Raw genomic sequence first — 25,610 nt, 5'->3', positions numbered from 1 at the left:
ACCACGTCAGTGAAAGCACGGAACGGTCCAAAAATAATGTCACTCTGAGTTTTCTATAGGGGCCTAATCATCCGAAAGTTCGGATGAGGTGATGACAAATACGCTTATGGTCACCCTGCCCCGAATGTTCGGGGTATTTCAGGGTCTACTCCTGTTCAGGGTCCAGGGAGTGATAGATAGATGCCAAAACAATTCCGAACTATCGGAACGGTATAACAATAAGAAGCATTGATTTTCAATACAATAACACATCTGTCATTGGCAGCATGACGAAGAGTGATTTTACAATGGACCCATGCTTTGGCAAGCTCAGCACGGCATTGCTTATTGAAATAAATTTCTTGTGCTCAACTTTTAGTTTTTACTTATAGCTTCCCGCTAAATCGCTTCAATGCTTAACACTACACTGGACCGGCGCAGCGATACATTCGGGTTAAAGCCTATGTTCATTAAATAGTCGCCACTGTAGGTTTTTTTGGTATCAATAGTGGATTTCTGACCGCCGTAAAGATTCAGTTCTTTTATGCGGTATTGCTTATTGGGATCCAGTCCCTGGAATTTTACCGGATCCAGAGCAGGATCACCAACATACCGCCAGTTGGTTAAATAATTAAAAACGATGCCTTTTGTCTGCTCCCTGTTCAAAAACAGCAGGGAAGCAATGTCTGTTTCATAGGGATCTTTTAACCGGTACAGGTCTCCATGCCATACAATATCCTTAAACCCGTTGTAGTTTTTAATGGCTTCTTTGCAGAAAGCCATATCTTCCGGTTTTAGCTCATTGGCTTTGATATCAAAACCCAGTTTCCCCATAGAAGCTACGTCTACCCTGTATTTCAGCGGTTGCTTGCCCCATTCGGTTACGTGATTGCACATGGTAATGGCAGGATAATAATAGGAATAATTCCATTGGATAAATACGCGTTCCAGCGGATCGGTGTCATCGCTTAGCCAGAATTCCGTAAAATATTTCAGCAGGCCATAATCGGTTCTGCCACCACCGCCGGAGCAAAGCATCATGGGCACTTTCGGATATTTGGCACGGATGCGCTGTAGTACTTTTTCCAGTCCGCGGGTATACTCTACCCATAAATGCGATTGGGGTATTTTGTTTTTCTCCAGGTATCTGGAATGTCCGTTAAAAACGGGCGAATTACAATCCCATTTTATAAAAGCGAGCTTCGGGTTCTTCTTAAACAAATTGTCAACAATGCCGAAAACAAAATCCTGTACTTCCGGGTTGGTCAGATCCAGCACCAGTTGGTTACGGAAATAGATCTCCGGCCGCTGTTCCTCACGCAATACCCAATCCAGGTGCTTTTCATATAACTCGCTTTTGGGGTTCACCATCTCCGGCTCGATCCAGATACCAAATTTCACGCCTTGCTTACCAGCTTCTTCTACCAGGTAGGGAATCCCATCCGGCAGTTTCTTTTTATTCTCCTGCCAGTCACCCAATCCGGCCTTATCATTATTTCTCGGATACTTATTGCCAAACCAGCCATCATCTAAAAGGAACAGATCCACGCCCAGGTCTTTGGCTCCTTTAAATAGGCCTGCCAGTTTTTCCTGGTCAAAATCAAAATAAGTGGCTTCCCAGTTATTTAATAAAGTAAAGCGCTCTCCTTTACCATCCAGCAACTGATGATCTCTTAACCAGCTTTGCAGGTTGCGGCTACCGGTGCCGGTACCGTTGAAGGAAAGGGTATAAACAAAACGGGGTGTTTCAAAAGGAGTGCCGGGCTTTAACTGGTAAGCAGACTGGTAAGGATTGATGCCGGCTACCAGGTGCATCTTTTTATGCGCATCCGTTTCCAGCTGGATGGAATAATTACCATTCCAGGCTAATTGCCCCAATAAGACGGTTCCGGTTGTTTCGGTAGCCGGATGGTCCATCGCCAGCATAAAATTGGGAGAGCCTATGAGGTTTTCTCTGGTTCCCAGTCTTGATTCAATGGTATGCATGCCCTGTTTTAGCTGTGTCAGTTCCGGCTGCATTTCTTTTGCCCACTCCCCGTTATAGCTGGTGAGGTAATAATCCTTCCCAAAAAAGTACAGATTGGCGGATGCATATTTATTTAACAGCACATTGCCTTTTTCTGTATGACGGATGCCACTCCATTGTTCAATAACGTCTTCTTTTTTCCAGGCTTTAAAGAACAGGTCTACATAAAAAGGATAAACAGCATCTTTTAACGTAACGGTGGTCAGTGTGGCACCATCGGGGGTAGTGGTTACCGTATTTTTTTCATAACGGAGATCCAGGGAGTTATTTCCGTCTGCGTGTACCACAGCAATAGCCGGTTCTACAAAATTATTATCCGTTCCGGCGGCTGTAAAGGCATTATTATTGGAGCCGATCCCCGGCCCGGATAAATGATAGGCCGAAGCAGCCAGCTCATACTCTGTTTTTGCAGCCAGCGTTTTGCCGGTATGAATGATTTTCAGATGATGGTCTTTATCAGTTTGCAATACAACTGCCACATGTTCTGTTTCTACAGGGATCGTGGTTTTCTGGGCATTGGTGCGCGTTATAGCAAAGAAAAAAAGCAGGGCAACCGTCATTATTGTTCCTAGGTAGTACATACTCTTATTTTTTAAAAGCCTTATTATACGAAAATACTTATCCCTCTTAAATTATCCTGACTATTCAGCCTCTTTAGCAAGCCGGTATAAAATCGCTAACAGACAAATTGCAGGGCAAACATCATAATACCCCACAGGAAAGGATATTGTCTGCCGGAGCCGGCACTGCTTTACACACTACCATCAGATCTCTACCTCTACATGATGCTCCTGCCCGTCATCTATCAGTTTAATAAATGCTTCTGCCACTGCATTTCCGTTTTGAATAAAGTGAACAGTTCCGTCTTTTTTTATATTTTTTATGTGCAGATGATAAAACGTATTGCCAAAACGGTACCGGAGCTCATAGCCGGCCCATTCATCAGGGATACAGGGATTGAGGTACAGTTGATCGTTAACACGCTGAATGCCTAAAATGGAGCCAATAGCCAACTGGTAGGTCCATCCCGCAGAACCCGTATACCAGGTCCACCCTCCCCGGCCTTCGTGGGGCGGAGCCCCATACACATCTGCAGCCATTACATAAGGTTCCACTTTATATTGCTGTACCTGTTCCGGATTCAAAGCATGATTCACCGGGTTCACCATTGAGAACAATTCCCAAACACGCGCTTTGTCTTTCATAGCAGCAAAGGCCATAATGGTCCAGATAGCCGCGTGAGTATATTGCCCTCCGTTTTCACGCACTCCTGGCACATAGCCTTTTATATAGCCGGGATACAGATCTGATTGATCAAAGGGAGGCGTGAGCAGTTTGATGACCCCGTTCTTACGGTCAATCAGGTATTCATTTAAGGAACGCATACCCTGCCCGCTTCTCTCCGCTTCGCCGCCGCCGGACAATACTGACCAGCTTTGGGAAATGGCGTCGATCTTGCATTCCTCGTTGATCTTTGAGCCCAACGGGGTGCCGTCATCAAAATAAGCCCGGCGGTACCAGTCACCATCCCATGCATTTTTATGAATATTTTCTTTGAGTTTTTCAGCTTCTGTCCGGCATTGTTCACTGAAATCATTGTCTCCATAGTTCCTGGCAATCGTTTCAAAATGGATGAGCACATCATACAGGAAAAAAGCCAGCCAAACGCTTTCCCCCTTGCCCTCCGCACCTACTTTGTCCATACCATCATTCCAGTCGCCGGAACCAATCAGCGGCAACCCGTTTGCACCGAACCTGAGCCCGTTACGGATAGAATATTTGCAGTGGTTGTACAGTGTTTCCCAGTGATTCAGGAACACAGGTAAATCATAATAGGATTCTTCATCCGGGCGCAGAGGACGGCCGTCAATAAAGGAAATATATTGGTTCAGCACTTCCGTATCTCCCGTTGCTGTAATGTACCGGGCGGTTACATAAGGCAGCCACAGGTAGTCATCAGAACACCGGGTGCGCACACCGCGGCCTGTAGGCGGGTGCCACCAGTGCTGCACATCACCTTCCCGGAACTGTCTTGAAGCAGCCAGTACGATCTGTTCCCTTGTAACCTGGGGCGTTGTATGCATCAATGCTAATACATCCTGTAACTGATCGCGGAAACCAAAGGCTCCACCAGATTGGTAAAAACCGCTTCTTCCCCAAACACGGCAGGCAAGGGCCTGGTATACCAGCCAGCCATTGGTGATCACATTCATGGCATCATCCGGGGTTTTAACAGTAACGGCACTTAAAATATGATTCCATTGATTGTGTACTTTTGATTGTGCCTCATGAGCAAAAACACTACCTTTTATTTTTTCAACCAATGCTCTGGTTTCTTCTTCATTCTTCCCGGCACCGATCCTGAAGATCACTTCCCGTTCTTCCTCCGGAGGAAGGTTTACAATTACCTGTAAGGCAGTGCAGGGATCAAGGCCCGCACCGGTTCTGCCGGACAACTGCTTGCGCAGCATTGCATCCGGATTGGCAAGGGAACCGTTCCTGCCGATAAATTCCACACGATCACAAGTCAGGCTTTTTTCATTACCATCTACATCAAAAAAAACAACCCTGTCGGCAAAAGCAGTATTATAGCGGTTCCTGACAAAAAGCACACTGGTAACCGGATCTTTGTCTGCCACTACAAATAGCTTATTCTTTTGAACCGCGTCTCCCAAAACCCATTCTACATAGCCTGTGGCAGATAGCTTCCTGTGATGACTGCCAAGGTTACGGAGTTTTAATACCACATATTTTACGGGCAGCTCCACATCTGCATAGACCCACAGCTGGGAAAATATGTCGTTGTTGATATGCTCATAAACAGAATACCCAAAGCCATGCCTTGTTATATAAGCATTTCTTCCCGGTTTGGGCAATGGTGTGGGAGACCAGAATGTGCCCGATTCTTCGTCGCGGATATACCAGGCCTCGCCACATTTATCAGATACCGGATCGTTTTGCCAGGGCGTTAACCGAAAGGACTGGGCATTCTCTACCCAGGTATAGGCAGATCCGCTTTCTGAGAGCATGGAGCCTACCTCCCTGTTTGCGATGATATTGCACCACGGGGCCGGAGATTTTCTTTGCTGGTCTGTTATTAAAATATATTCTTTTCCATCCTGTGTAAACCCGCCGGTACCATTATTGAACAATAAGCCATCCGGAAGGGTGACGGTTTTTGAAGGATCAGTTTCAAAATCCTGTGGCTGGGCTGTAAATGCTGCCGGCAGTCCTTTGGGCGATTTCTTCTTCAGCACCTGTTCTGCCAATGTACCTTTCTCATCGTCAAAGATTAAGCGGGCCACGGTTTGGAACAGGATGCGGTCTTCATTGGAGATCTGGTCTCCGGCACGGACAAAGATACCGCCGGGCTGGTCTAACACACCGCCGCTTGTGGCAGTAATAAAACCAATGATCTGATCGTGGAAGACCTGGCGATAAGAGCCAAAATCGTCGTTCCAGATAACAAGATCCACCTTTAAACCTTTTAAAGCCCAATAGGAATGCGCTTTTATCAATTGTTTTACCAAATCAATATTATCACTATCCTTTACGCGCACTAATACAATGGGCAGGTCTCCTGATATAGCATAACTCCATAACCCGGATTGCCCTTTCAGGTTGCTTTCTATTACAGAAGGAGCTGCACGGAAATTACTATTGGCATAAATAATAGAGCCTGCAATGGAGTTGTACAATTGCGCCTCTACCTCTGTGGCATTGATCTGATGCAGCAAAACCTGGCTATGCGTCCATGCCAGTTCAAATACGCGGTTACGGATATAACGATCCTGGTATTTCATCAGCAGGCCGGCACATTGCTCTTTTGATTCTGCAATGCCCAGCATCAGGTCAACCGTAACGTATTGCCTGGGCTTTAAAGTGATCTTATAGCGTACGGATGCAATAGGGTCCAGAACGGAGCCCTGTGTGCCGGATAAAACGCCGTTTTGCTGCAGTGCTGCAGGATTAGCTATCGATTGGCCGCGGCCGATAAACCGCATCCGGTCGGTTTCATAAGAGATCTCCTCGGATTTTGTGCCCTGTAAGATCAAAGTATGGAACATCCATGGAGGCGTTTCGTTCTTTGCTCTTGGCCTGCGTGAACAAAGGATGGCGTTCTGATTTTCCTCTATAGCGGTTTGTACAAACAGGTTGCTGAATGCCGGGTGGGCTTCATCGGCTGCCTGATCCGTGATCACTACCTCACAATAGCTGGTGACTTCAATTGTTTTTACAGAAGAGGAGCGGTTGGCAATGGTTATGCGCCGGATCTCCACGTCATCTTCCGGAGATACCACCACGTCTGTTTTTGTTTCAATAGGCCCATCAGTGCGGCGGAATTCCACATGCCCCTGTGAGAAAATGGTCTCATATGTTTTACTCTTTTTCAGCGTGGGCTGATAGGTATTTGACCAGAACTCACCGGTCTGCAGATCTTTAATATAGCAAAAAACGCCCCAGTTGTCCAGCGTGCTATCCTCTCTCCACCGGTATAAGGCAATATTCTTCCACCGGCTGTATCCACCGCCGCTATTGGATATCACCAGACAGTACCTGCCGTTGGATAATAGTTGTACCTCAGGCACCGGGGTGTTTGGCGTTGTCAATACTCTCATATGCGATTCATGAGAGATCGTTTGACGGTCGCCCTCTTCTTCTGTATGGGAATAGAAATTAGTGGTGCGCGGCGCTTTTTCCTGTAGCAGGAGGAGCGCCGACTGGAACTGCGGATCCCGCTGAAAACGCTCCTGCATTTTTTTATCGAGCAGCACATAGGCAAAGGAAAGGAAGCTCATGCCCAGGTGATGCACCATAAATGATTTTATTATAGCATGCGACTGGCCGCGGGGCATTCTTGAAGGCGTATAGTCAATGGCTTCATAAAAGCCGTACTTTCCTTCAAACCCTTTCTGGGAAAGCGTTCTCAGGTTGTCGAATGCAACAGACGGATCTACCATTAAGGCCATTGCCGTTGCATACGGCGCAATGACCAGGTCATTGGCCAGGCCTCTTTTCAATCCCAACCCTGGTACACCAAAGGATTGATACTGGTAATGCAGGCTGGTATCTACCAGGTTATAACCCGACTCTGAAATGCCCCAGGGCACATTATTCTTATTGCCGTAACTGATCTGGTTGCGTACAGCACCTTTACTGGTGCGTTCCAGCAGGGTGTTTTCATATACCGGCATCAGCATCTGCGGCATCAGGTATTCAAACATGGAGCCGCTCCAGGAAAGCAATACAGGATCACTGCCCAGGTTGGTTACCAGCCGGCCCAGAGAAAACCATGCAGCCTGAGGGATCTTTCCCTGCGCAATGGCAGCATAAATGCCCAGTCTTGCTTCTGAAGCCAGCATATCGTAAAAGCTCTTATCTGCTACATCTTCGCTAACATTATAGCCAATATGAAACAGGTTTTGCGTTTTATTGTAAAGGAAACTATAATCAATAGCAGCAAATTCCTGACAGTCATTCTGCTGCTGCACAACTACAGACAAGAATGCTTTTGCATTGGCTGCAGCTGTTTGTACCGCCTCCAACAAGGGGTTCAGGAGCTCCTGTTCTTCATTCGTCAGTCCCGTGTATTCACTGATCAGCTGCGGGATTGTTCTTTCATAGTTCAGCAGTTCCTTAAATGACGGAAAGGTTTCAAGCACCCTTAGCATGCTGAATTTATCCGGAAGCGGCAACTGGTGCGCCCACCCGCAAAATTGTTCCATACAATCCCGAAGGTCCTGCAGCTGGTTCTCAAAACGATTGACCCATTCTGTGGCTTCTGTGCTTTCGCTGATGTCTTTTGCTGTTTGGAGCGCCCTGGTCTTCTCGGCAAGTTGCCTGAACGCCGTAAAAACTTTTGGAATCGAAAAGGCTGCCTGTTCCTGCAAAGGATAGATGATGGACTCCATTTCCTCTATGGAAGGCACATTCTTTTTATCGACCGTGCTTTTGATAACGGACAGCGTATCCTGTAAGCCTGCCATATGTTGTACCGTAAGGATTTTTTCATTTTGTAATTCGTCCAATCCCTGCTTTAATACTATCAGGCCGGCTACAAAATTGCCACTGTCTACCATAGAAATGTATTTGGGATACAGGGGCACCAATGACATCGTATCGTACCAGTTATAAAAATGCCCTCTGTAACGCTCCATTAACGCAAGGGTCTTAAATGTGTTCCCGGTTCTTTCTATTAATTTCTGCGGTGATAAATAGCCAAAATCGTATGCAGATAAATTGGACAATAACGCCAGTCCTATATTTGTTGGTGAGGTCCTGTGGGCCAGAGATGTTATTGGCTGCTCCTGATAGTTGTCCGGCGGCAGCCAGTTATCTGCGGCTATAACAAAGTCTTCAAAATAAGCCCAGGTTTTACGGGCATAAAAGCGCAGGGTGGTGCGATTCTTTAAAGAAAGCTCTGTTATTTTCCGTTCAGCAGGCTTGCTTACCCACCACGCAATAGCAGGGCCAAACAGCCATAAAACCAGGATCGGCGCGGCAACCGCAAGTGCATGTACCTTAAAAAAGAACAGCAGAACGATGATTCCCCCCGGAATAAGTACAGAGGGCCACATATAAAGATAGGCTTCGGCCAGGTTCTTTTTCTTTTTACCGGATACTTTTGAAGGGGTCCACTGCAGTAATTTCCGGTGTGATAAAAGCATGCGCCAGTTGGAACGCAGGATGGCATCCAGGTTTTTCACTGCCTCAAACGGGAGACAGGCAACACTAAAAATAAGATGTATTAACCCCGATGTTATATGATCTTTTACTTCACCGAGGTGAGCTCTGTAACTCATGCTTTCCGGGCGGTGCAATAGTTGCCATAAGGTTGTTGCTGCCAGAGGAAGTAGCCATGCGGCAACCAGTAAAAGTGTCCATAGCTGAGGTTGTGGCACAAATGCCCACCCGATGATCAGGAACAGCACTGTTGCGGGCTGTACCAGGCTCCTGCGCAGGTTGTCCCATATCTTCCAGCGCGAAAGGCTGGAAATAAAGTTCCGTTTAAGCTTATTCTCTCTTCCCGGCACTATCGGCGTGCCCCAACTGGCGATCTGCCAGTCGCCTCTTATCCAGCGGTGGCGCCGGCTGATGTCTGCCCAGTAGGTTTCGGGGTAATCTTCAAACAACTCCACATCTGTCAGGAGACCGGAGCGCACATAAGAACCTTCCAGCAGGTCGTGGCTTAAGATGCGGTTGGGCGGAAATGCATTGCCCAGCACCTGTTCAAAAACATCGATATCATAAATGCCTTTTCCTACAAAAGAGCCTTCGGAAAAAAGATCCTGGTAAACATCTGAAACCAGTTGGGTATAAGGGTCCAGCCCTGAATCATTGCTATGCATTTTAGCATAGTAGCTGCTGTTGGTTTTGGGAATGGTTACCGAAGCCCGGGGTTGTAAAATTCCGTACCCGTCAATAACCCTTGTGCCGTGTTTGCTGATTACCGGCTGGTTTAAAGGATGCGCCATGGCGGCGATCAGTTTCCAGGCAGCTTCCCTCGGAAGCTGGGTGTCAGCATCCAGTGTAATAATATATTTGATATTATTCAAAGAAGAAGTGTCGCCAACAATTTCTGAAAAATCATCGTGGCCTGTTTTCCTTAAAAAGCTATTGAGCTCTGCCAGCTTGCCCCGTTTCCTTTCCAGTCCCATCCATACATTTTCACCTGCGTTCCATTTTCTTGGGCGGTGAAACAGAAAAAATTTACTGCCTGTACCGGCTTCCCTTACATAACGCGCATTCAGGTCTTCTATCAGTTTTTTTGCATGGGTTACCAACTGCTCGTCCTGTGGCATATGTTCCTGCGGCGCATCTGAAAAATCGGTTACAAGGGCAAAATACAGGTTGTCTTCAAGATTTGCCAGGTAACGGACCTCCAGCTCTTCCACCAGTTCATCAATGCCATGTATATTGGTAAGCATGCTGGGTACCGCTATCAATGTACTGTACGACTCCGGGATGCCTTCAGAAAAATCCATTTTAGGCAATGGCCTGGGGTGTACAATTATGGTAGAGATCCAGTTGACCAGGATAATGATAGCCTGGCTTAAAGCAATAAAACCGGCCGCTCCCAAAGCAGCAGCCCACCAGGAATGTGCCCCATGCTGCCAGGCGTGTATGCCAACCCAACTGTTCAGCAAAAGGGTAATGATAATGGCCGAGCCCACATAAGATAACAGGCGGTTATATTTTAAGATCTTCTTAAACCGGTGACTGGCAGTTATGCGCATCTCCGATTTTTTTATCAGCACTTTCTGCCCGCTCTCATGAACAAGGTAATAGCCTACATGATGTTTCCGGGGCGCTTCGTTCTTTTCAGCGCTTTCTTTTGCAAGGTCAATGGCCATCTGCGCTACCTGGTATTCCTCATAGCGGCTGTACTTACCGATCCACTCAACAACATGCCGGTAGCGGTCTCTTGTGGTAAAATCCATTTGTTCATATATTCCGTCAATATCTGTACGGAGGATTTTTTCCACGGCGCTGACACTTTCAACAAATTTCCGCCAGTCGGTACTTTTTATAAGACGGATGCTTTCAACGGAGTTCCTTATGGAAACCTGGTCAGAAGCTTGTTTCTGGTTTTCAATACTGACCAGTTCAATAGAAGAAGTTCCGGCTTCCACCAACCGGTCTTCCAGCCATGTTAAAGGCATTCCCAGCCCCTGCCCTTTTCCCTGCAGGCGACGTATAAATTCCGCAACAAAGGCACTATCCAGGTTCAGATGGGACTTTGCCATTTCCGCAATGACAATTATGATGTCCTTGGGTTTTTTTGCGCCGTTTCCAGCAGTTGGTCTGCCCAGTAAATAGCTACGTTCTTATCCAGCCGGTCCAGTGCCAGGCGTGATCCTATCCGCCGGATATTTTCAATGATTGCCAGGCGCAGCATAATGGGTATGGCCCACAGCTCGCCCAGTGTTAATTTAGTAACAGTCTGGTAGGATTCTATAAATGCAGAAAGGCTTGGAAGGCTGATATGGCCGTCGCTATGCGCGATCAGTTCCAGGGCAATATCATACACCCGTGGAAAGCCTGCTGATTTTCCTTTTGCCAGTATGGGCAATGTTTCGCTGTATCCTTTGGGAAGATGCGTTCTGCCCAGCGCAATCTGCTCTTTTATAAGGTAATAATTGTCCAGGAACCATTCACTGGCCGGAACAATCGGCAACTTGGCGCTTACCGCATCTGCCAGCAGCTCATGCACTTTTCCTATGACCTCTTCATTATCCGCAAGCCTGGCCAATACCTTATCAGACGGGTGATCCTGAACCACAACATGCGATTTTGCAACAGCTGCCCCGTGCTGTTTCATTTGATCATAGCTGTATAATTCTAAGCGGAACGGCTCTTCTTTTAAAAACTCCGGAGTGGAATCGCCCGTAAAAAACTCACGCATGCGTACTACTATATCATCAACGGGTTTAGAAATCTTCATATTCTTGTAAATAAAGGTCAATAGCCAAACAGCTATAAAGTTAACCACTATCCCCTAAAAAACGGAGAATGTGCGTATGCCCTGATCTCCTTGTGAAATCTGAGCGTTACATTCATGGTCTGTTGAAATACAGATATTTACAAACGCAACAAACATGCCATGTCATTACAGTGCCAGCGCCTGTTCCAGATCTTTTAAAATATCCTCAACCGCTTCAATGCCCACGCTCATCCTGATGAGCCCGTCTGTAACACCGGCTTTGAGGCGCTCCTCCGGCTGCATAATTGCGTGCGACATGGACGCCGGGTGAGAAATAAGCGTATCAACCGTTCCCAGGGAAACGGCACGGGTACACATTTGCAGCCGGTTGATGAATCGTTTACCGGCTTCCAGCCCGTTTTTCAGTTCAAAGCTCATTACTGCGCCGGGATAACGCATTTGTTTTTTGCTTAAGGCGTAATGGGGGTGGGTAGCCAGCCCGTTATAGTTTACTTTTTTTACAGCGGGGTGTTTGCTCAGCCATTCAGCCACCTTGCGGGCATTTTCACTGTGCTGCCGCATTCTCAGGGGCAGTGTTTTGATACCATTAATAAGCAGGAATGCATCAAAGGGATTGCTGTTGGCGCCAAGCAGTTTAAACGTTTTCAGGGCGGTGGACTGCATAAGATCAATATCCCTGCCTACCAAAGCGCCACCAATGGCGGTGCCATGCCCGTTCAAAAATTTGGTAGCAGAATGGTACACAAAGTCCACCCCAAAAGCAAAGGGCTGTTGTAAATAAGGTGTGGCAAAAGTATTGTCAATGCTTACTTTTATCCCATATGGAGCAGCCAGCTTACAAATAGCTTCAATATCGGTACACTCCATGGTAGGGTTGGCAGGAGACTCAATATGGATCAGCTTTATCGTATTGTGCTGTTTTAAAGCAAGAGCAACCGCGTCATTATCTGTAAGGTCTATAAATAAAGTCTGTATGCCGGCTTTTGCTAAAAGGTAGGAAAAGAATTCATGCGTACCGCCATAAAGCGCTGTATTGGTTAGCACCGCATCTCCTGCCTTCAGTAAGGAGAAGCATAAGGTAGCAAGCGCCCCCTGCCCGCTGGCATGCAGCAGGGCCTTTAGCTGAAGCGGCTGTCCATCCTGGTTCTTTAAACCAAAGGCCTCCAGCGAAGCAATCAGTTTTTCTGCTGCAGCAGTGGTAGGGTTTGCAAAACGCGAATAAATATAACCCGGCTCTTTTCCGGCAAAGCGGTTCATGCCCTGCTCTGCGCTGTCAAACACAAAAGTGGATGTTGCGTAAACCGGGATGGAGTGACTGTGCAGGCTTCCTTCATCATGGATGCTGTGTATGGCAGCAGAACAAAAATCTTCAAAATATTGCGGGGTATGGTTACTCATTATCGATCAACTTTTGCTAAAGGTAACGAATAACAAAAAACGGAAGCGGATGCTATGGTGCGGTTATGCCGTTTTAAACAGTTCCAGCAGGCTTTCTGCTTTATAATTGACCTCTGCTGTTTCCAATAAATGGAACAATTGTGCAAGCTCTGCCTGATCCAGGATCATTCCATACCCCTCCAACGGAGTAGGAATATAAATGTTTTTCCGGTAAGGGACCGGTTCGAAGCAGTGGTATTCATAGTTTTCTTTCACCAGGGCGTGCAATATATGCAGGTCTCTTGCAGCTAATGTAAGCAGTGATGTCTGAAAGGCCAGTTGAAAATGCATGCACTCGCTGCAAAAGATCAGGTAGCCGTCTTCTTCGTAATAGAGTGTTTTAAAAGTACACATGGGCTTTTTTTCAAAAATATCCCCGGATGGTCAGCAACTATTTTCAAAAAAGGGAAAATAATTTGCGCAATGCGGAAAATAAAAGCGCCGTACTTGTATGTACAGCGCTTTACTTACTAACCCATCTTAAAAACTTATCCCTGTATTTCCCGGATTTTTTCCCGGATCTGGGCTTCAATATCAGCCGCTAATTCAGGATTATCTAAGAGCAATGATTTTACGGCATCGCGTCCCTGGCCTAATTTATCATTATTATAACTGTACCAGGAACCGCTTTTTTGAAGAATTGCCAGTTCCACGCCCATATCAATGATCTCCCCGGTTTTGGAAATACCTTCTCCAAAAATGATATCGAACTCGGCTGAGCGGAAAGGAGGGGCCACTTTATTTTTTACCACTTTTACCTTTACACGGTTACCAATTGCGCTGTCGCCATCCTTAATCTGTGCAGACCGGCGAATATCCAAACGTACCGATGCATAGAATTTCAATGCATTACCTCCGGTTGTGGTTTCCGGATTGCCAAACATGATACCTATTTTCTCTCGTAACTGGTTAATAAAAATACAAACCGTGTTGGTTTTGGAAATAGTTGCTGTAAGCTTTCTTAAAGCCTGGCTCATCAGCCGGGCATGCAAGCCCATTTTACTGTCGCCCATTTCACCCTCCAGCTCACTTTTAGGAACCAGCGCCGCCACGGAGTCTATCACTACCACGTCCAGGGCACCGGAAAGAATCAGGCGGTCTGCGATTTCTAATGCCTGTTCTCCATAATCCGGCTGGGAGATCAGCAGGTTATCAACATTTACACCTAATTTTTTTGCATAATTGCTGTCAAAAGCATGCTCCGCGTCAATAATGGCGCACATACCGCCCTTTTTCTGTGCCTCCGCAATCACATGAGTGGCAATGGTTGTTTTACCAGAGGATTCAGGGCCATAGATTTCAATAACACGGCCACGGGGCAGGCCGCCAATACCAAGAGCTGTATCCAGCCCGATAGACCCGGTAGAGATCACCTCCTGGTTTACTTCGGTCTTCTCATTCATCATCATCACACTGCCCTTACCGTAATCCTTGTCAATTTTATCCATTGTAAGGCGAAGCGCCTTTAACTTTTCATTGTTTGTGTCCATTTCTGTAGTTTTTTCTGTCTTAGCCATAACCAAAATTACAATTTCATTAAATCCAACCCGATTAACTTATTAACACGCAAAGCTAATAAATTTAGCAATATAAAACTAAAAATATTGGATTTTTTTATGCTGGCAGGGAGGTACTGGAAAATACCGGTATTTTTTAAAGCAAAACCGGCAATATATAAACTTCCTGCGGACAACTGAGAAAAGATAAAAGATTACACCACAAAATTCGCAATCAGTAAGCCCATTACTCCCACGGCTAAGCCCCAGTACACTTCCCTGGCGGTATGATCCGATAATAAAAGGCGGGCAGTGCAAACCAGCCCGGAGATCAGCAAAGCTATAATAATATAAAAGCCCATACCCTGGCCATATTCAAAGCCGAGGTAACACAAAAACGCAACTGCTGTGCCCAACGCTATACCGTGCATGCTTATTTTCATATAAATATTGAAAAGCAGCCCTATAGAGGAAGCCATAAAGACAGCCATAGCCAGAACAACCAACTCCCGGGGTATGTCATCCAGGCCGCGCCACACATACCAGATCCAGAAATACCAGATATTGCAGGCAATAAAGGGAATAATGCGGTCCTTCCGTTCCTTTAGTTTTATAGAACTGATGAAACCAACCCCCTTGAGCAGCAGAACGGTCACTAACGGAAAGAAGGTATAATTGATCAATCCCTGCAGCAGGATGCGCATTTTAGCACGGATCACCACTTCCTCTGTGCTCACCGGGAGCGCCACAAAAAGAAAAGGCTCAGTAAAAAGCAGGAAACAGATAATATAAACAGGTATAAAAACCGGGTGAAAAATATAAGACAGCAAGGTTGCAATAACCTTTTGGGCCTTTGGCTGCCGGTCTATTGTTTCCCTCAATTCATTATCACTGTCTAAAACCATTTTGGATTCCATCCTGCAAAAATAAAGGGAAGCTGGCTGAAATCCCTTCTCTTTCCCGGCCTTTGCAGTGGAGATCGGTTACTTGAACGGCTCCCCGGTATAAGGGAAGACAAGAACGGGCATTGCTTAAGAAATGTAAGCCCTCCCTGTTCAACTACTCCTGATAACAACGGCCGGTGCCGGTTATTGTTGGAAGGCGCACCATAACATGATAAATGCGTTTACAGGCCAACCGGTAAAAAATAAAAGCTTACTGTTTATTAGTAATAAACCCAGCTACCATAAAGACCAGCCGCCACCTACTTTTTTCTTGGCACCTGCCGGACGCAGGTTATACGTAAAAGTTGCCAGAAAATATTGCCCGATGATATTACTGTATGTGGTGCGCACCATATTCTGATAAGGCACAATGTCCGTATTGCGTGTCTGGTTCAGGATATCATTGGCATATAAGCGCAGTACGGCACGCTCATCAGCAAAAAATGTAAAGTTGATGCCGGCGTTCCACATGAACATGCTGCGGTATTCCGGGTTGGCAAAAGCATTGTTATTCAGATAGCGCCCCTCTGTTTCAAAAATAATATGCTTAATATACCGGAAAATGAGCTCTGTACCGATTGTCTGGTCAAAACTGCTTTGCGGGGTAAACAGGGGGTTGGTGTTTTTTACATTCATATAGGAGAAGGAATAAGCGGGATTGATCTCCAGCTTATCGTTCCAGTTAAAGCCCAGATTGCTCCATATATTGCTGTTCAGCCGCTTTTGTGTACTGAGCTGTTGATTGTAAAAGAATTTATTGACCAGGTATTGCGTCCAGGTTCCGAAGTTCCAGGAAAAAGTAAAGCTTTTTTTGTTTTTAAAGTCCTGGTTCAGCCCGAAGTTTGCGGCAATACGGCGGCTTCCATTGGCGTTAACAGGTAAAATGGTCTGAATGCCATTGTCCATGGTAATGCTTTGCACCACATCATTATCTGTAGCAGAAGCTTCTGCCCAGCTCCAAACGTTCAGGTTGTTTTTAGGGTTAAAGGTGTTCAGGTTCACATTGATGCTGTTTTGCGTAGCCGGCAGTAAATTAATATTGCCCAGATTGGTTATATATATGCTGGTATTATTCCTTACAGGGATCAGGTAACTATAGTCCGGCAATAGTACATTCCGCTGTAAGGTCACGTTCAGTTTTTTATACACAATTTCCAGTTGCGGTAAAAAGTTGCTTAATTTCTGCACTGAGGGGTCCGGTACATAGGACACCGTGTTTTCAAATTGCTGATACTGGTACCTGATTCCGGGAGTAATGCTCAGATTCCCCTTTTTAAACTCAATACCAGCATTGGCTATGTAACGGTTAGCAGTGCGGGAAAAGGCACCGCTAAGGGTGTCTACTTTCTGATCTGCCTTTTCCCTGTCAAAGGTACCGACGTTATTTTTAAGGTTCTCGTACTCATAACGAACCCCCGCCCGCAGAAAGAAAATATTACCCAGCGGTTCCCGGTAATTGGCACCTGCATAAGCAAACCAGGCAGGAACGGGTTCCTGCCTTAGCTGATTGGTAAGGCTGTCGCGTTGATACGGCTGGAAATAACGGATCAATCCGTCTGTATAGGTATCCGTGGTCTTTTTGTTCCAGTTAATACCCTGCGCAACAGAAATACGGCGCCCTTTTTTTGTTCGTGATTGCTTTGTCAGCGAAAAATTCTCCCGCAATATATGATTATCAGTAAACCCGTTTGTAAGTACATTACCGCTATTCAGGTCGCCCAGGAAATTATTGACTCCTGTTTGGGCATTGGTACTGTTGTTATCTTCGCCTGCCGTAATATAGGTAACCGTAGCCGTTATAGCCGTTACAGAATCCGGTTTCAGGTTCATACCGGCACCAATTGTATGTGTATTTCCTTTTAGCAGGGTATTGTAGCGGGATGTGTTGGTAACAAGCGTATCTCCCGTTATTATTTTTGTGCTGTTATCTGTTTCCACATCGGTGTGCACACGGCCATAATAATATTGTACAAAAAAGGATTTTTTGGTATTGGGCGAATGATTCAGGTTAAAGCCCAGCCCGTTACTGGTGGTAACACCTCCCAGACGCGACATACCACCAAAATTGATGCCGTTGATCATAATGTTGGAGCCAAAATTGCTGTTATTACTGCTGTTATTGCCACCTCCGCTTACATCCCGGTTGCGCTGCAAACCACCTGTCTGCATCAGGTCTGTCCAGCCAAAGCCCGGCCGGTTCAGGTTATTACTATAGCCCAAAAGGCTTACCTGTAAGGTGTCCCGGAACATATTGGCAATAGCACCTGCCTCAAAGCGCCCGCCATTTTCACCGCCGCCCCCGCCGGCATAGGCTTTTCCGAAAAGCCCTTTCTTTACCCCTTTTTTAAAGGTAAGATTGATCACCTTGCCTACATTGTTCAGGTTATCATCCCCGTTTTGCAGCAGCTCGTCCTTATCATCCGTAACCTGAACCTTATCAATGACGTTTGAAGGTAAATTCCTTGATGCCATCTTGGGGTCGCTTCCAAAAAAGTTTTTTCCGTCTACCAGTATGCGGTTCACCCGCTTGCCGTTTACTGTAATATTCCCGTCCTTATCTACCTGTACACCCGGCAATTTTTTCAGCAGGTCTTCCACCAGCGCATTCGGCAACGTTTTAAAGGCATTAGCATTAAACTCTACGGTATCTTTGCGGATAACCATTGGCGGGCGTTCCGCCACCACCAGCACCTCATCCAGGTCTTTGGCATCCGGCTGCATCAGGATGGTGCCCATATCATGAGTGGCCTGGCCATTTGCCAGCTGAAATTCCTGGCGGTACACCCCATAACCCGTAAAGGAAACAATGGCCCGGTAGCGTACTCCTTCAGAAAGCCCCGGAATGCGGAACGCACCGTCTTGACCACTCAAACGATAAGTAACCACTGTGGTATCAGCTGCCTTAAAAACAGTAATAGTAGCCATATACAATGGCTTTTGTGTAGCAGAATCAATCAGTTTGCCGGTTACAACACCCTGTGCATGTACACCACCCACAGTACAAATCATCACTATAACAATCAGCCTTAAGCACTTTAGCAAGGGTCTATTTATGGTTTGCATACCTGTTACACGCAAAAACTAAAAGAATGTTACAGGTTTTTATGATATTTTTCGTGAAAGCTGGACGGATCATTAAGTTTGTACCGGATGTATAACATTTTTTCGACTCATGGCGCATAAACCGGGCGCTTACAGGCTATAAAAGTGTCATGCCCTATTGGCATCTTTAATATATTATAAATATTATCTATTTTTAAAACCGTATGCCTGTTATTGAGCTGGAAATAGTTATCAAAGCAGATATATTCACCTGCTTTGATCTGTCGCGGAGCATTGACCTGCACACCCTGTCCACTGCCGGAACAAAAGAAAAAGCCGTTGCGGGCAGGACCGAAGGCCTCATCGGAGCAGGGGAAACAGTAACCTGGCAGGCTACTCATTTTGGAGTGCGGCAAAAATTAACTTCGGCAATTACAGCTTATGAAAGGCCGTTCCATTTCAGGGATGAGCAGGTAAAAGGAGCGTTTAAATTCATAAAACACGATCATTTTTTCAGCACTGTAGCTGAGGGAACGCTGATGAAAGATGTGTTCCGTTTTCAATCACCATTCGGTATTTTGGGAAAGCTGGTTGATGCATCCGTAATGAGGCGCTATCTTACCCGGTTTTTAATGGAACGGAACCGTATACTAAAGGAATTTGCAGAAGCAGGGGCAGGAACTGCTTTATTGAGCAAAAATGATCATTACTGCTATTACAGGAATAAAAGTTAACAGGCCGGAGCGCCATATTCATCAACAGCGCTTCTGCCTATCTGTGTATGCTGTAAACATTTTAATTTTGATAGTATCAAATTGAAACCTCCTTACGAAATAACTCCCCGTATATTAGCACTTGTTGCCGCTATATCAGAAAAGACAGGGGCTGCAAATGCACATTGCCTGGTACTGGCTAACCGCCTCTGATAAAGAAGGAAAGTCTACACGATTTATTGAATACATGCTAAGCATCATTGATAAAGTCCTTGATGATTTGCTGCAAGCGACTTCTAAGCGGTTAACCCAGGTACAGCGCATACAGCTTTTCCTGGAACAGGTAAAAAGCCCGTTTTCCCGTAAAGATTATTTACAACATTTCAAAGACCTGTCAACCGCCTCAGCCAGCAGGGATCAGTAAGCTGCCGCGGACAATGGACTGCTAAAAAAATCAGGGGATAAAACAACAACCGTATACCGTAAGGTAAAATAAATTACTGATCTTTTATCAGTAGCTTCCGTGGGCTTTTAGACGGATGCGAACAACCGCTCCATACTTTGCGGAATGGTTTGGCTGTAATCCATTTTTATAGGCTTGTATTCCTGCTGCCATTTTTCAAACTGCTGTTCAAAATTGTCATCAATCCGGGAAAGCGTCATTACACCCATTTCCTCTAAGGCTGCGGCATTGCAACATTGCTCATATTGCCCGCGTATGGGAATGGCCATAATTTTTTTACCAAGATGCAATGCTTCAGCAGGTGTCTCAAACCCGGCACCGGTAATGATCTCCGTGCAATGGATCAGGCTTTTATTGAACAATTGTTTATTAACCGGAAGAAAGCGGATATTACCCGCTTCCCTGATCCCCGCAGCCTGCCTGCTGAAAATTTCAAAACGGTGCTCTTTAAATTTAGAAAAAACATCAGTCAGCTCCTTATCGCAGTAAGAAGGCAGATAAACAGTAATGTATCCTTTATCCTTCGGGTCTGCTTCAAGAATCTCTTTTTTTATAACAGGGGTAAGGATAAAATCATCATATTGCCGGAAATGCAATCCCAGGTAGCGCTTGCTCCTGGAATAATGCTTTAGCAGCCACTCCCCGGATCTGCTAATGACAGCAGGCCTCGGCACTTTATTGCTCTGAAAACTTGCCTGGTGGCCAAAGTTTACAGAGCTCAGATTCCTTTGTCCGCAGGCAGCCGAAGTAAGGTATTCATAATCATTAATAATAAAATCATAGTTCTCTAACGGCAATTCCCTTATTTCCTTTCTCAATGAAATAGGGTTTACCTGTTTTGCGATCTGCCAGTAATTCAGTCCGCCATTGCAGGTATAATACAGGCTTAACCCTCTGCTCCTGTATTTTACAGGTGCATCCAGCTTCAGGTTGCTGTTATTGCCACTTAAAAAAATATCTACCTCTCCATACTCCTTTAAATAAGGCAGCAGCTCCATAGCGCGGCTGATATGACCGTTACCGGTGGCCTGAATGGCGTAAAAAATCTTCATTACTGGTATTTGAAAGTGCGTGCAGATAAAAAGCGATTTCGCTGGTCATTACAGAGGCATTGGGCCGCTCTTTAACTGCGCGTTCTGTTTTCATTTCTTTTTCATTATAGGCGTATAAATGCCAGTCGTTATCATAATATTCCAGCGCAGTCAGGTGTTCCATCCAGTCACCGGAATTCAGGTAATCAACCTTTCCCTTTTCCGTAACCACTTCCTTTTTCTGAGGTTGGTGAATATGCCCACAGATCACCGTGTCAAACTTTTTTTCAATGGCCAGTGCTGCTATTTTATTTTCAAAAGCATCAATGTTTACGATTCGTTTGTTAAACTGCTCCATGACCTTTTTTGAAAGCGATAGCTTTTCCTTTCCAAAGAAATGAGAAACGGCATTGACCCATTTATTAAACCCCAACAGAATGGCGTAGCCATTGCTACCCAGCTTTCCCCAGAATTTTGCCTGCCGGGTTGTGGTATGATCAAATACATCTCCATGGAAGATCCATACTTTCCTGCCATTGATCTCAATAACAATTTTATCCGTGAGCAGAAAGCCCCCCACCTCCAGGTCTGAATACCGGCGCATACAGTCATCATGATTACCGGTTATATAAATAACCCTTGTGCCCCAGGTAAGCTTGCTGAAAATCTCCTTAATAGCGGCAATATGATCCGGCGGAAAATAACGCTTATTAAACTGCCACCCATCTATAATATCCCCGTTTAAGATTAATATGCGTGGGTCAATGCTTTTGAGGTAAGCAGTAAACTCCCTGGCGCGGCTGGCATAAGTGCCCAGGTGAAGATCTGATACAACAGCTATTTCAACACGGCGCTGAGACATTTAAAATGTGTTTATCAAAATTCCTAAATGAATGTTGCGCCCGTATTACCGGAATGTTATAATTATATTACCGATGGCCTCATGGAGGAATAAAAAATAATAAATTTAAAATAAGGAATGAGGAAGTGTTGATCTGTGAATGGGCAATAGAGAACAGCTTTTAGCATTCAGCATTGAGTGCCCTGCTACCTACTCGCTACTCGCTATTCTCTGCTTACTGTTCACCTTTCCGTGAAATCATACCTGCTTTTCGTATTTTGCAGCTCATGAAATACAAGCATCTTTTTTTTGACCTGGATCATACCCTGTGGGATTTTGATACGAATGCGAAGCTGACTTTACAGACGCTTTACAAAACACTTGACTTGGAAGAACGGGGAATAGATGATTTTGAACGTTTTTACCGTCAATACCTGCAGCATAATATGAAACTATGGGAGCGCTACCGCAATGGCTTTATAAAACAGGCGGAGCTGCGCGTTAAAAGAATGCAATTATCTCTGCTGGACTTTAAAATCGGCGATGAACAACTGGCACAGGAGATGAGCAGGCTCTTTCTGGAAATGCTTCCCACACGTAACACCCTGTTTCCTTATGCTAAGGAAATACTGGATTACCTTACCGCAAAAAATTACCAACTGCACCTGATCACCAACGGGTTTGAGGAAGTACAGCATCATAAGATCAGCCACTCAAAAATCAATCACTATTTTAATAAGGTGATCACTTCCGAGGGCTCCAACAGCCTGAAGCCGCACAAGGCAATTTTTGATTTTGCATTGAATGCAACCGGCGCTAAAAAAGAAGAAAGTATTATGCTGGGCGATGACCTGGAGGCGGATATTATTGGTGCTGCAAACGCCGGCCTGGACCAGGTTTATATTAACCATGTAAATAAAGCACCGGAGTTTAAGGCTACCTACACGGTATATTCTTTAAAGGAGCTGGAACATATTTTCTGATCCGGAAAGCCATAGGCCGCCTGCAGGGTAGCCTTGGTCAGGCCTGCTGTAACTGATAGATGGTGATCTCCGGCCGTACATTAAAACGCACCTGCCAGGTGAATCCCAGGGCGCGGTTAATATACATGGTGCGGCCGTCATCAAAATTAAACTTCCCGGATGTATAGCGTTTGTTCTTCACGGGCAGCAACGGTGGCGGCAAAAAAGGGGGCTTGCACTGACCGCCATGCGTATGCCCGCATAGGACCCAGCCATCGTAACCATTCCATACATCCAGATCCATTACATCCGGATTATGACATAAGACTACATTTGCCAAAGACGCATCCCATTGCTGCATCACCTTCTTAGGATGAAAATTAGTGCCCCATTTATCATCGATGCCTATAAAATTCAGGCCGGAGATCATTTGCTGCCCGTTTCGCAAAACCGGGATGTTTACCGTTCTTAAAACAGCCACAATCTGATTGGCCAGGGTGCTGTTCTTCCAGTGTTTCCCATAATCATGATTGCCCAGAATGGCTGTTGTTCCCAGGCTTCCCTTTGGAGCGTACCGGATCAGTTCGTTCAGCTGCGCCAATTGTCTTTCATCAGTATAAGTAATAAAATCACCTGTATAAGCCACAAAATCGGGCTTATATTCCATAGCTTTTATGAAAGATTCCTTAAGGTAAGTATCCCGTGACGTTTCACCGATATGAATATCACTGATCTGCATTAATGTTTTGCCTGCCAGAGTATCCGGCAGGTTTTTTATTTTCATGGGAACATGCGTAAACTCCAGCCAAAAGGGTTCTATCTGCCAGGTATACAAACCGGTTAGCACACCTGCACCACCTAAGATACCGGCGCTTTTTAAAAATTTCCTTCGGTTCATGTGGCGCAAAATTAGTCGCCATTATAACAACAATTGCAAACGGAATATTAAACTTTTCGCCCCGGCAGGTGTCAAACTACCTGTTTCATGAATATTTTAACAGAACAGGCAAAGGGTTTTCAGCAAAAACCCATCTAAAAGAATAGCAGATGCATTTATTTATTCAAATAAGATCGCTTTTTGTTGCGGGGTTTCTTATAGCCGTCAGCCAGGGCATCGCACAGGAGATCCCCTCAAGGCCCAATGATGGTATTCAGCGTAATAAGCCAGATCCGGACCGGTTAAAGATTTACCAGCAATTGCATCTTAGTTCCGAACAAAAGCAAAAATTGGTCAGTTTACAAAAACAGCAGCGGCTGCGTATAACAGACATACGCAACAATCAGCAATTGACTTCTGCTGAAAAAGAAGCAGCGCTGAAACAGGTTTTTAAAGAACAGGCAGCAAAAAGAAATGCGCTTCTGACACCGGAGCAACAAAAAATATGGAAAGAGCAGGTCCTGGGAAAAGCGGCCGGTAAAAACCGGGATGTGGTAACGGTTCATCAGAGAGATCCACATGCCGATAGCAGCCGTGATGTGAACGGCTTGCCTGATAAGACCCCATCTTTTTCCAAAAGCACATTGTCACTTACACAGGAGCAACAGCAAAAAATGGAGGCCCTGAACGCCCGTTTTAAAGAAAAAGCATCCTCTGTAAAAAAGAACCCTGCGCTCTCTGAAGATGAAAAAAAAGAGCAATTAGCCGCTTTGAAAAAAGAGCTGCATCAGCAACGCAAAGCGCTTTTAACACCCGAACAAAGGCAGCAACGGAGGAACCCGGACAGCCGGCAAACACAACCCCTTATTAATTAAATAATCCTTTAACTTAAAAGTAAAAAAATGAAAAAAACGTTTTTAATTGCAGCAATTGTAACCCTTTTTAGTGTTTCCGCCACTTACGCCCAGGACAGCGCTTCCGCGGGCAACGGGCATGGAAAAATGGGAAATCGTCGCGAAGCACTCTATAACGACCTGAACCTTACACAGGATCAAAAAGACAAACTGAAAGCGCTGGATGCAGACGGTTTTAAGCAAATGAAGGCAGTTCATGAAGACAATTCCCTTTCTGAAGACCAGAAAAAGGATAAAATGAAAGAGATCCGTATGGCACAAAAAGAAGCACGCGACAAAATACTGACCAAGGAGCAATCTGAAAAGCTGGATGCCAAAATGAAAGAAATGCGTGGTAGAAGAGGAGGTAATTCCGGTTCTTAAATACCTTTTTCTTATTAGTTAGTTTACCAGATAGATCAAAAGCCATCTTTATTAGGATGGCTTTTGATTTTAGGCGATATTTGCGCATTACTGTTGAAAAATAGAAATCATGAAAAAAGTTGATCCCCGTTTTGAAAAGTTTGCGCATAAAAAAAGCAATGCAGCAATAAAGGAAGCCTTTAAACAGGAAAAGCGCCAATACAAAAAGGAACGCGCTGCATATTTTGAGCAAAAAAAAGCAGCAGCGAGAATTGCTGCCGAAGCCCCAAAGATAGAGCGCAGGGCAGCAACCCAGACAGCTCAGATGCCGTTGAACAAATACCTGGCGCACAGCGGTCTCTGTTCCAGAAGAGATGCCGCGGAACTGGTTAAAGAAGGAAAAGTAAAAGTAAATGCGGTTGTGGTGTGGGACCCGGGCTATAAGGTGCAGCCCAATGATGTAGTTACGGCAAATGGTAAAAAAGTAACCCCGGAAAAGAACCTGGTCTATATCTTACTCAATAAACCCAAAGACTATATTACTACCACCGATGATCCTCAAAAACGGAAGACTGTACTGGATCTCATAAAAAATGCTACAAAAGAAAGAGTTTACCCTGTCGGCCGGCTGGACCGCAATACCTCCGGCGTTTTATTGATCACAAACGACGGAGAACTGGCACAGCAATTAACACACCCCAGCAATGAAATAAAAAAAGTGTATGCAGTTACATTAAATAAGCCGCTTGAAAAAAAAGACTTTGATAAAATAGTACAGGGTGTTGTGCTGGAAGACGGGCCGGCCCCGGTTGATGTACTGGCTTACGCTGATTCAAAAGATAAGACACAAGTCGGCATTGAGATCCATAGTGGCCGCAACCGCATTGTCCGGCGCATCTTTGAATCTCTTGGGTATGAAGTAAAGCACCTGGATCGTGTTATGTTCGGAGGGCTTACCAAAAAGAATATTGAAAGGGGAAAGTATCGTTTTCTTAAGGAAAAAGAAATCCGCAATCTTAAGTTTTTTGGAAAGGGAAAAAAATAAAAACGCGCCCGGTCATTATTGCTGTACCAATTATCATACAATTATAAGATAAA

At 45.3% G+C, this 25,610-nt stretch carries 17 protein-coding genes; 6 read left to right on the top strand and 11 right to left on the bottom strand.

Going from position 1 to position 25,610, the window contains the following annotated elements:
* Positions 1-378: 378 nt before the first annotated feature.
* The 8 genes from A8C56_RS22040 to A8C56_RS22010 all read right to left on the bottom strand — a co-directional run bounded on the left by A8C56_RS22040 (position 379) and on the right by A8C56_RS22010 (position 18,336).
* Positions 379-2,586, bottom strand: coding sequence for an alpha-galactosidase (locus tag A8C56_RS22040; RefSeq protein WP_084490346.1), 2,208 nt, complete (start codon positions 2,584-2,586; stop codon positions 379-381).
* 183 nt (positions 2,587-2,769) lie between these two features.
* Positions 2,770-10,752, bottom strand: coding sequence for a GH36-type glycosyl hydrolase domain-containing protein (locus A8C56_RS22035; protein WP_245645653.1), 7,983 nt, complete (start codon positions 10,750-10,752; stop codon positions 2,770-2,772).
* A 14-nt stretch (positions 10,753-10,766) separates the two neighbouring features.
* A complete protein-coding gene (locus tag A8C56_RS25200; protein WP_245645651.1) occupies positions 10,767-11,450 on the bottom strand; it encodes a protein kinase family protein in 684 nt (227 codons plus the stop codon).
* 165 nt (positions 11,451-11,615) lie between these two features.
* Positions 11,616-12,848: a trans-sulfuration enzyme family protein gene (locus tag A8C56_RS22030; protein WP_067760743.1), complete on the bottom strand. Its 1,233-nt coding sequence runs from the start codon at positions 12,846-12,848 to the stop codon at positions 11,616-11,618.
* A gap of 63 nt (positions 12,849-12,911) precedes the next feature.
* Positions 12,912-13,241, bottom strand: coding sequence for a DUF6686 family protein (locus A8C56_RS22025; RefSeq protein WP_067760742.1), 330 nt, complete (start codon positions 13,239-13,241; stop codon positions 12,912-12,914).
* A 134-nt stretch (positions 13,242-13,375) separates the two neighbouring features.
* The gene (gene recA / locus A8C56_RS22020) at positions 13,376-14,377 is read right to left on the bottom strand and encodes a recombinase RecA (protein WP_245645649.1); all 1,002 of its coding nucleotides are present in this window, start codon (positions 14,375-14,377) and stop codon (positions 13,376-13,378) included.
* Positions 14,378-14,598: 221 nt separating this feature from the next.
* The gene (locus A8C56_RS22015; protein ID WP_067760739.1) at positions 14,599-15,300 is read right to left on the bottom strand and encodes a hypothetical protein; all 702 of its coding nucleotides are present in this window, start codon (positions 15,298-15,300) and stop codon (positions 14,599-14,601) included.
* A 264-nt stretch (positions 15,301-15,564) separates the two neighbouring features.
* Positions 15,565-18,336, bottom strand: coding sequence for an outer membrane beta-barrel protein (locus tag A8C56_RS22010; RefSeq protein ID WP_245645923.1), 2,772 nt, complete (start codon positions 18,334-18,336; stop codon positions 15,565-15,567).
* Positions 18,337-18,593: 257 nt separating this feature from the next.
* Here A8C56_RS22010 and A8C56_RS22005 point away from each other — a divergent pair, with 257 nt between their 5' ends.
* Complete coding sequence (locus A8C56_RS22005) at positions 18,594-19,103, top strand: SRPBCC family protein (protein WP_067760735.1); 510 nt, start codon at positions 18,594-18,596, stop codon at positions 19,101-19,103.
* A gap of 157 nt (positions 19,104-19,260) precedes the next feature.
* A complete protein-coding gene (locus A8C56_RS22000) occupies positions 19,261-19,506 on the top strand; it encodes a Fic family protein (protein WP_067760733.1) in 246 nt (81 codons plus the stop codon).
* A gap of 107 nt (positions 19,507-19,613) precedes the next feature.
* On the opposite strand, the gene A8C56_RS21995 is transcribed toward A8C56_RS22000, so the two are convergent.
* Both A8C56_RS21995 and A8C56_RS21990 read right to left on the bottom strand, forming a co-directional pair.
* Complete coding sequence (locus tag A8C56_RS21995) at positions 19,614-20,597, bottom strand: glycosyltransferase family protein (protein ID WP_067760731.1); 984 nt, start codon at positions 20,595-20,597, stop codon at positions 19,614-19,616.
* Positions 20,563-21,438, bottom strand: coding sequence for a UDP-2,3-diacylglucosamine diphosphatase (locus A8C56_RS21990; protein ID WP_067760729.1), 876 nt, complete (start codon positions 21,436-21,438; stop codon positions 20,563-20,565). Before A8C56_RS21990 ends, A8C56_RS21995 begins: the two co-directional genes overlap by 35 nt.
* A 266-nt stretch (positions 21,439-21,704) precedes the next feature.
* Between A8C56_RS21990 and A8C56_RS21985 the strand changes: the two genes are divergently transcribed.
* On the top strand, positions 21,705-22,400 hold the full coding sequence (locus A8C56_RS21985; RefSeq protein WP_067760727.1) for a YjjG family noncanonical pyrimidine nucleotidase: 696 nt from the start codon (positions 21,705-21,707) through the stop codon (positions 22,398-22,400).
* A gap of 37 nt (positions 22,401-22,437) precedes the next feature.
* Here A8C56_RS21985 and A8C56_RS21980 read toward each other — a convergent pair whose 3' ends face one another.
* A complete protein-coding gene (locus A8C56_RS21980; protein ID WP_067760725.1) occupies positions 22,438-23,277 on the bottom strand; it encodes a metallophosphoesterase in 840 nt (279 codons plus the stop codon).
* Positions 23,278-23,426: 149 nt separating this feature from the next.
* On the opposite strand from A8C56_RS21980, the gene A8C56_RS21975 reads away from it, so the two are divergent.
* From A8C56_RS21975 to A8C56_RS21965, 3 genes are all read left to right on the top strand, one after another.
* The gene (locus A8C56_RS21975) at positions 23,427-24,131 is read left to right on the top strand and encodes a hypothetical protein (RefSeq protein ID WP_067760723.1); all 705 of its coding nucleotides are present in this window, start codon (positions 23,427-23,429) and stop codon (positions 24,129-24,131) included.
* 27 nt (positions 24,132-24,158) lie between these two features.
* The gene (locus A8C56_RS21970) at positions 24,159-24,533 is read left to right on the top strand and encodes a Spy/CpxP family protein refolding chaperone (RefSeq protein WP_067760721.1); all 375 of its coding nucleotides are present in this window, start codon (positions 24,159-24,161) and stop codon (positions 24,531-24,533) included.
* 109 nt (positions 24,534-24,642) lie between these two features.
* A complete protein-coding gene (locus tag A8C56_RS21965) occupies positions 24,643-25,557 on the top strand; it encodes a pseudouridine synthase (RefSeq protein ID WP_067760717.1) in 915 nt (304 codons plus the stop codon).
* The last annotated feature ends 53 nt before the right edge of the window (positions 25,558-25,610 follow it).

Origin of the sequence: Niabella ginsenosidivorans, from assembly GCF_001654455.1 — a bacterium.
Classification (GTDB): Bacteria; Bacteroidota; Bacteroidia; order Chitinophagales; family Chitinophagaceae; genus Niabella; species Niabella ginsenosidivorans.
This window is presented reverse-complemented; position numbering and strand designations above follow the sequence as displayed.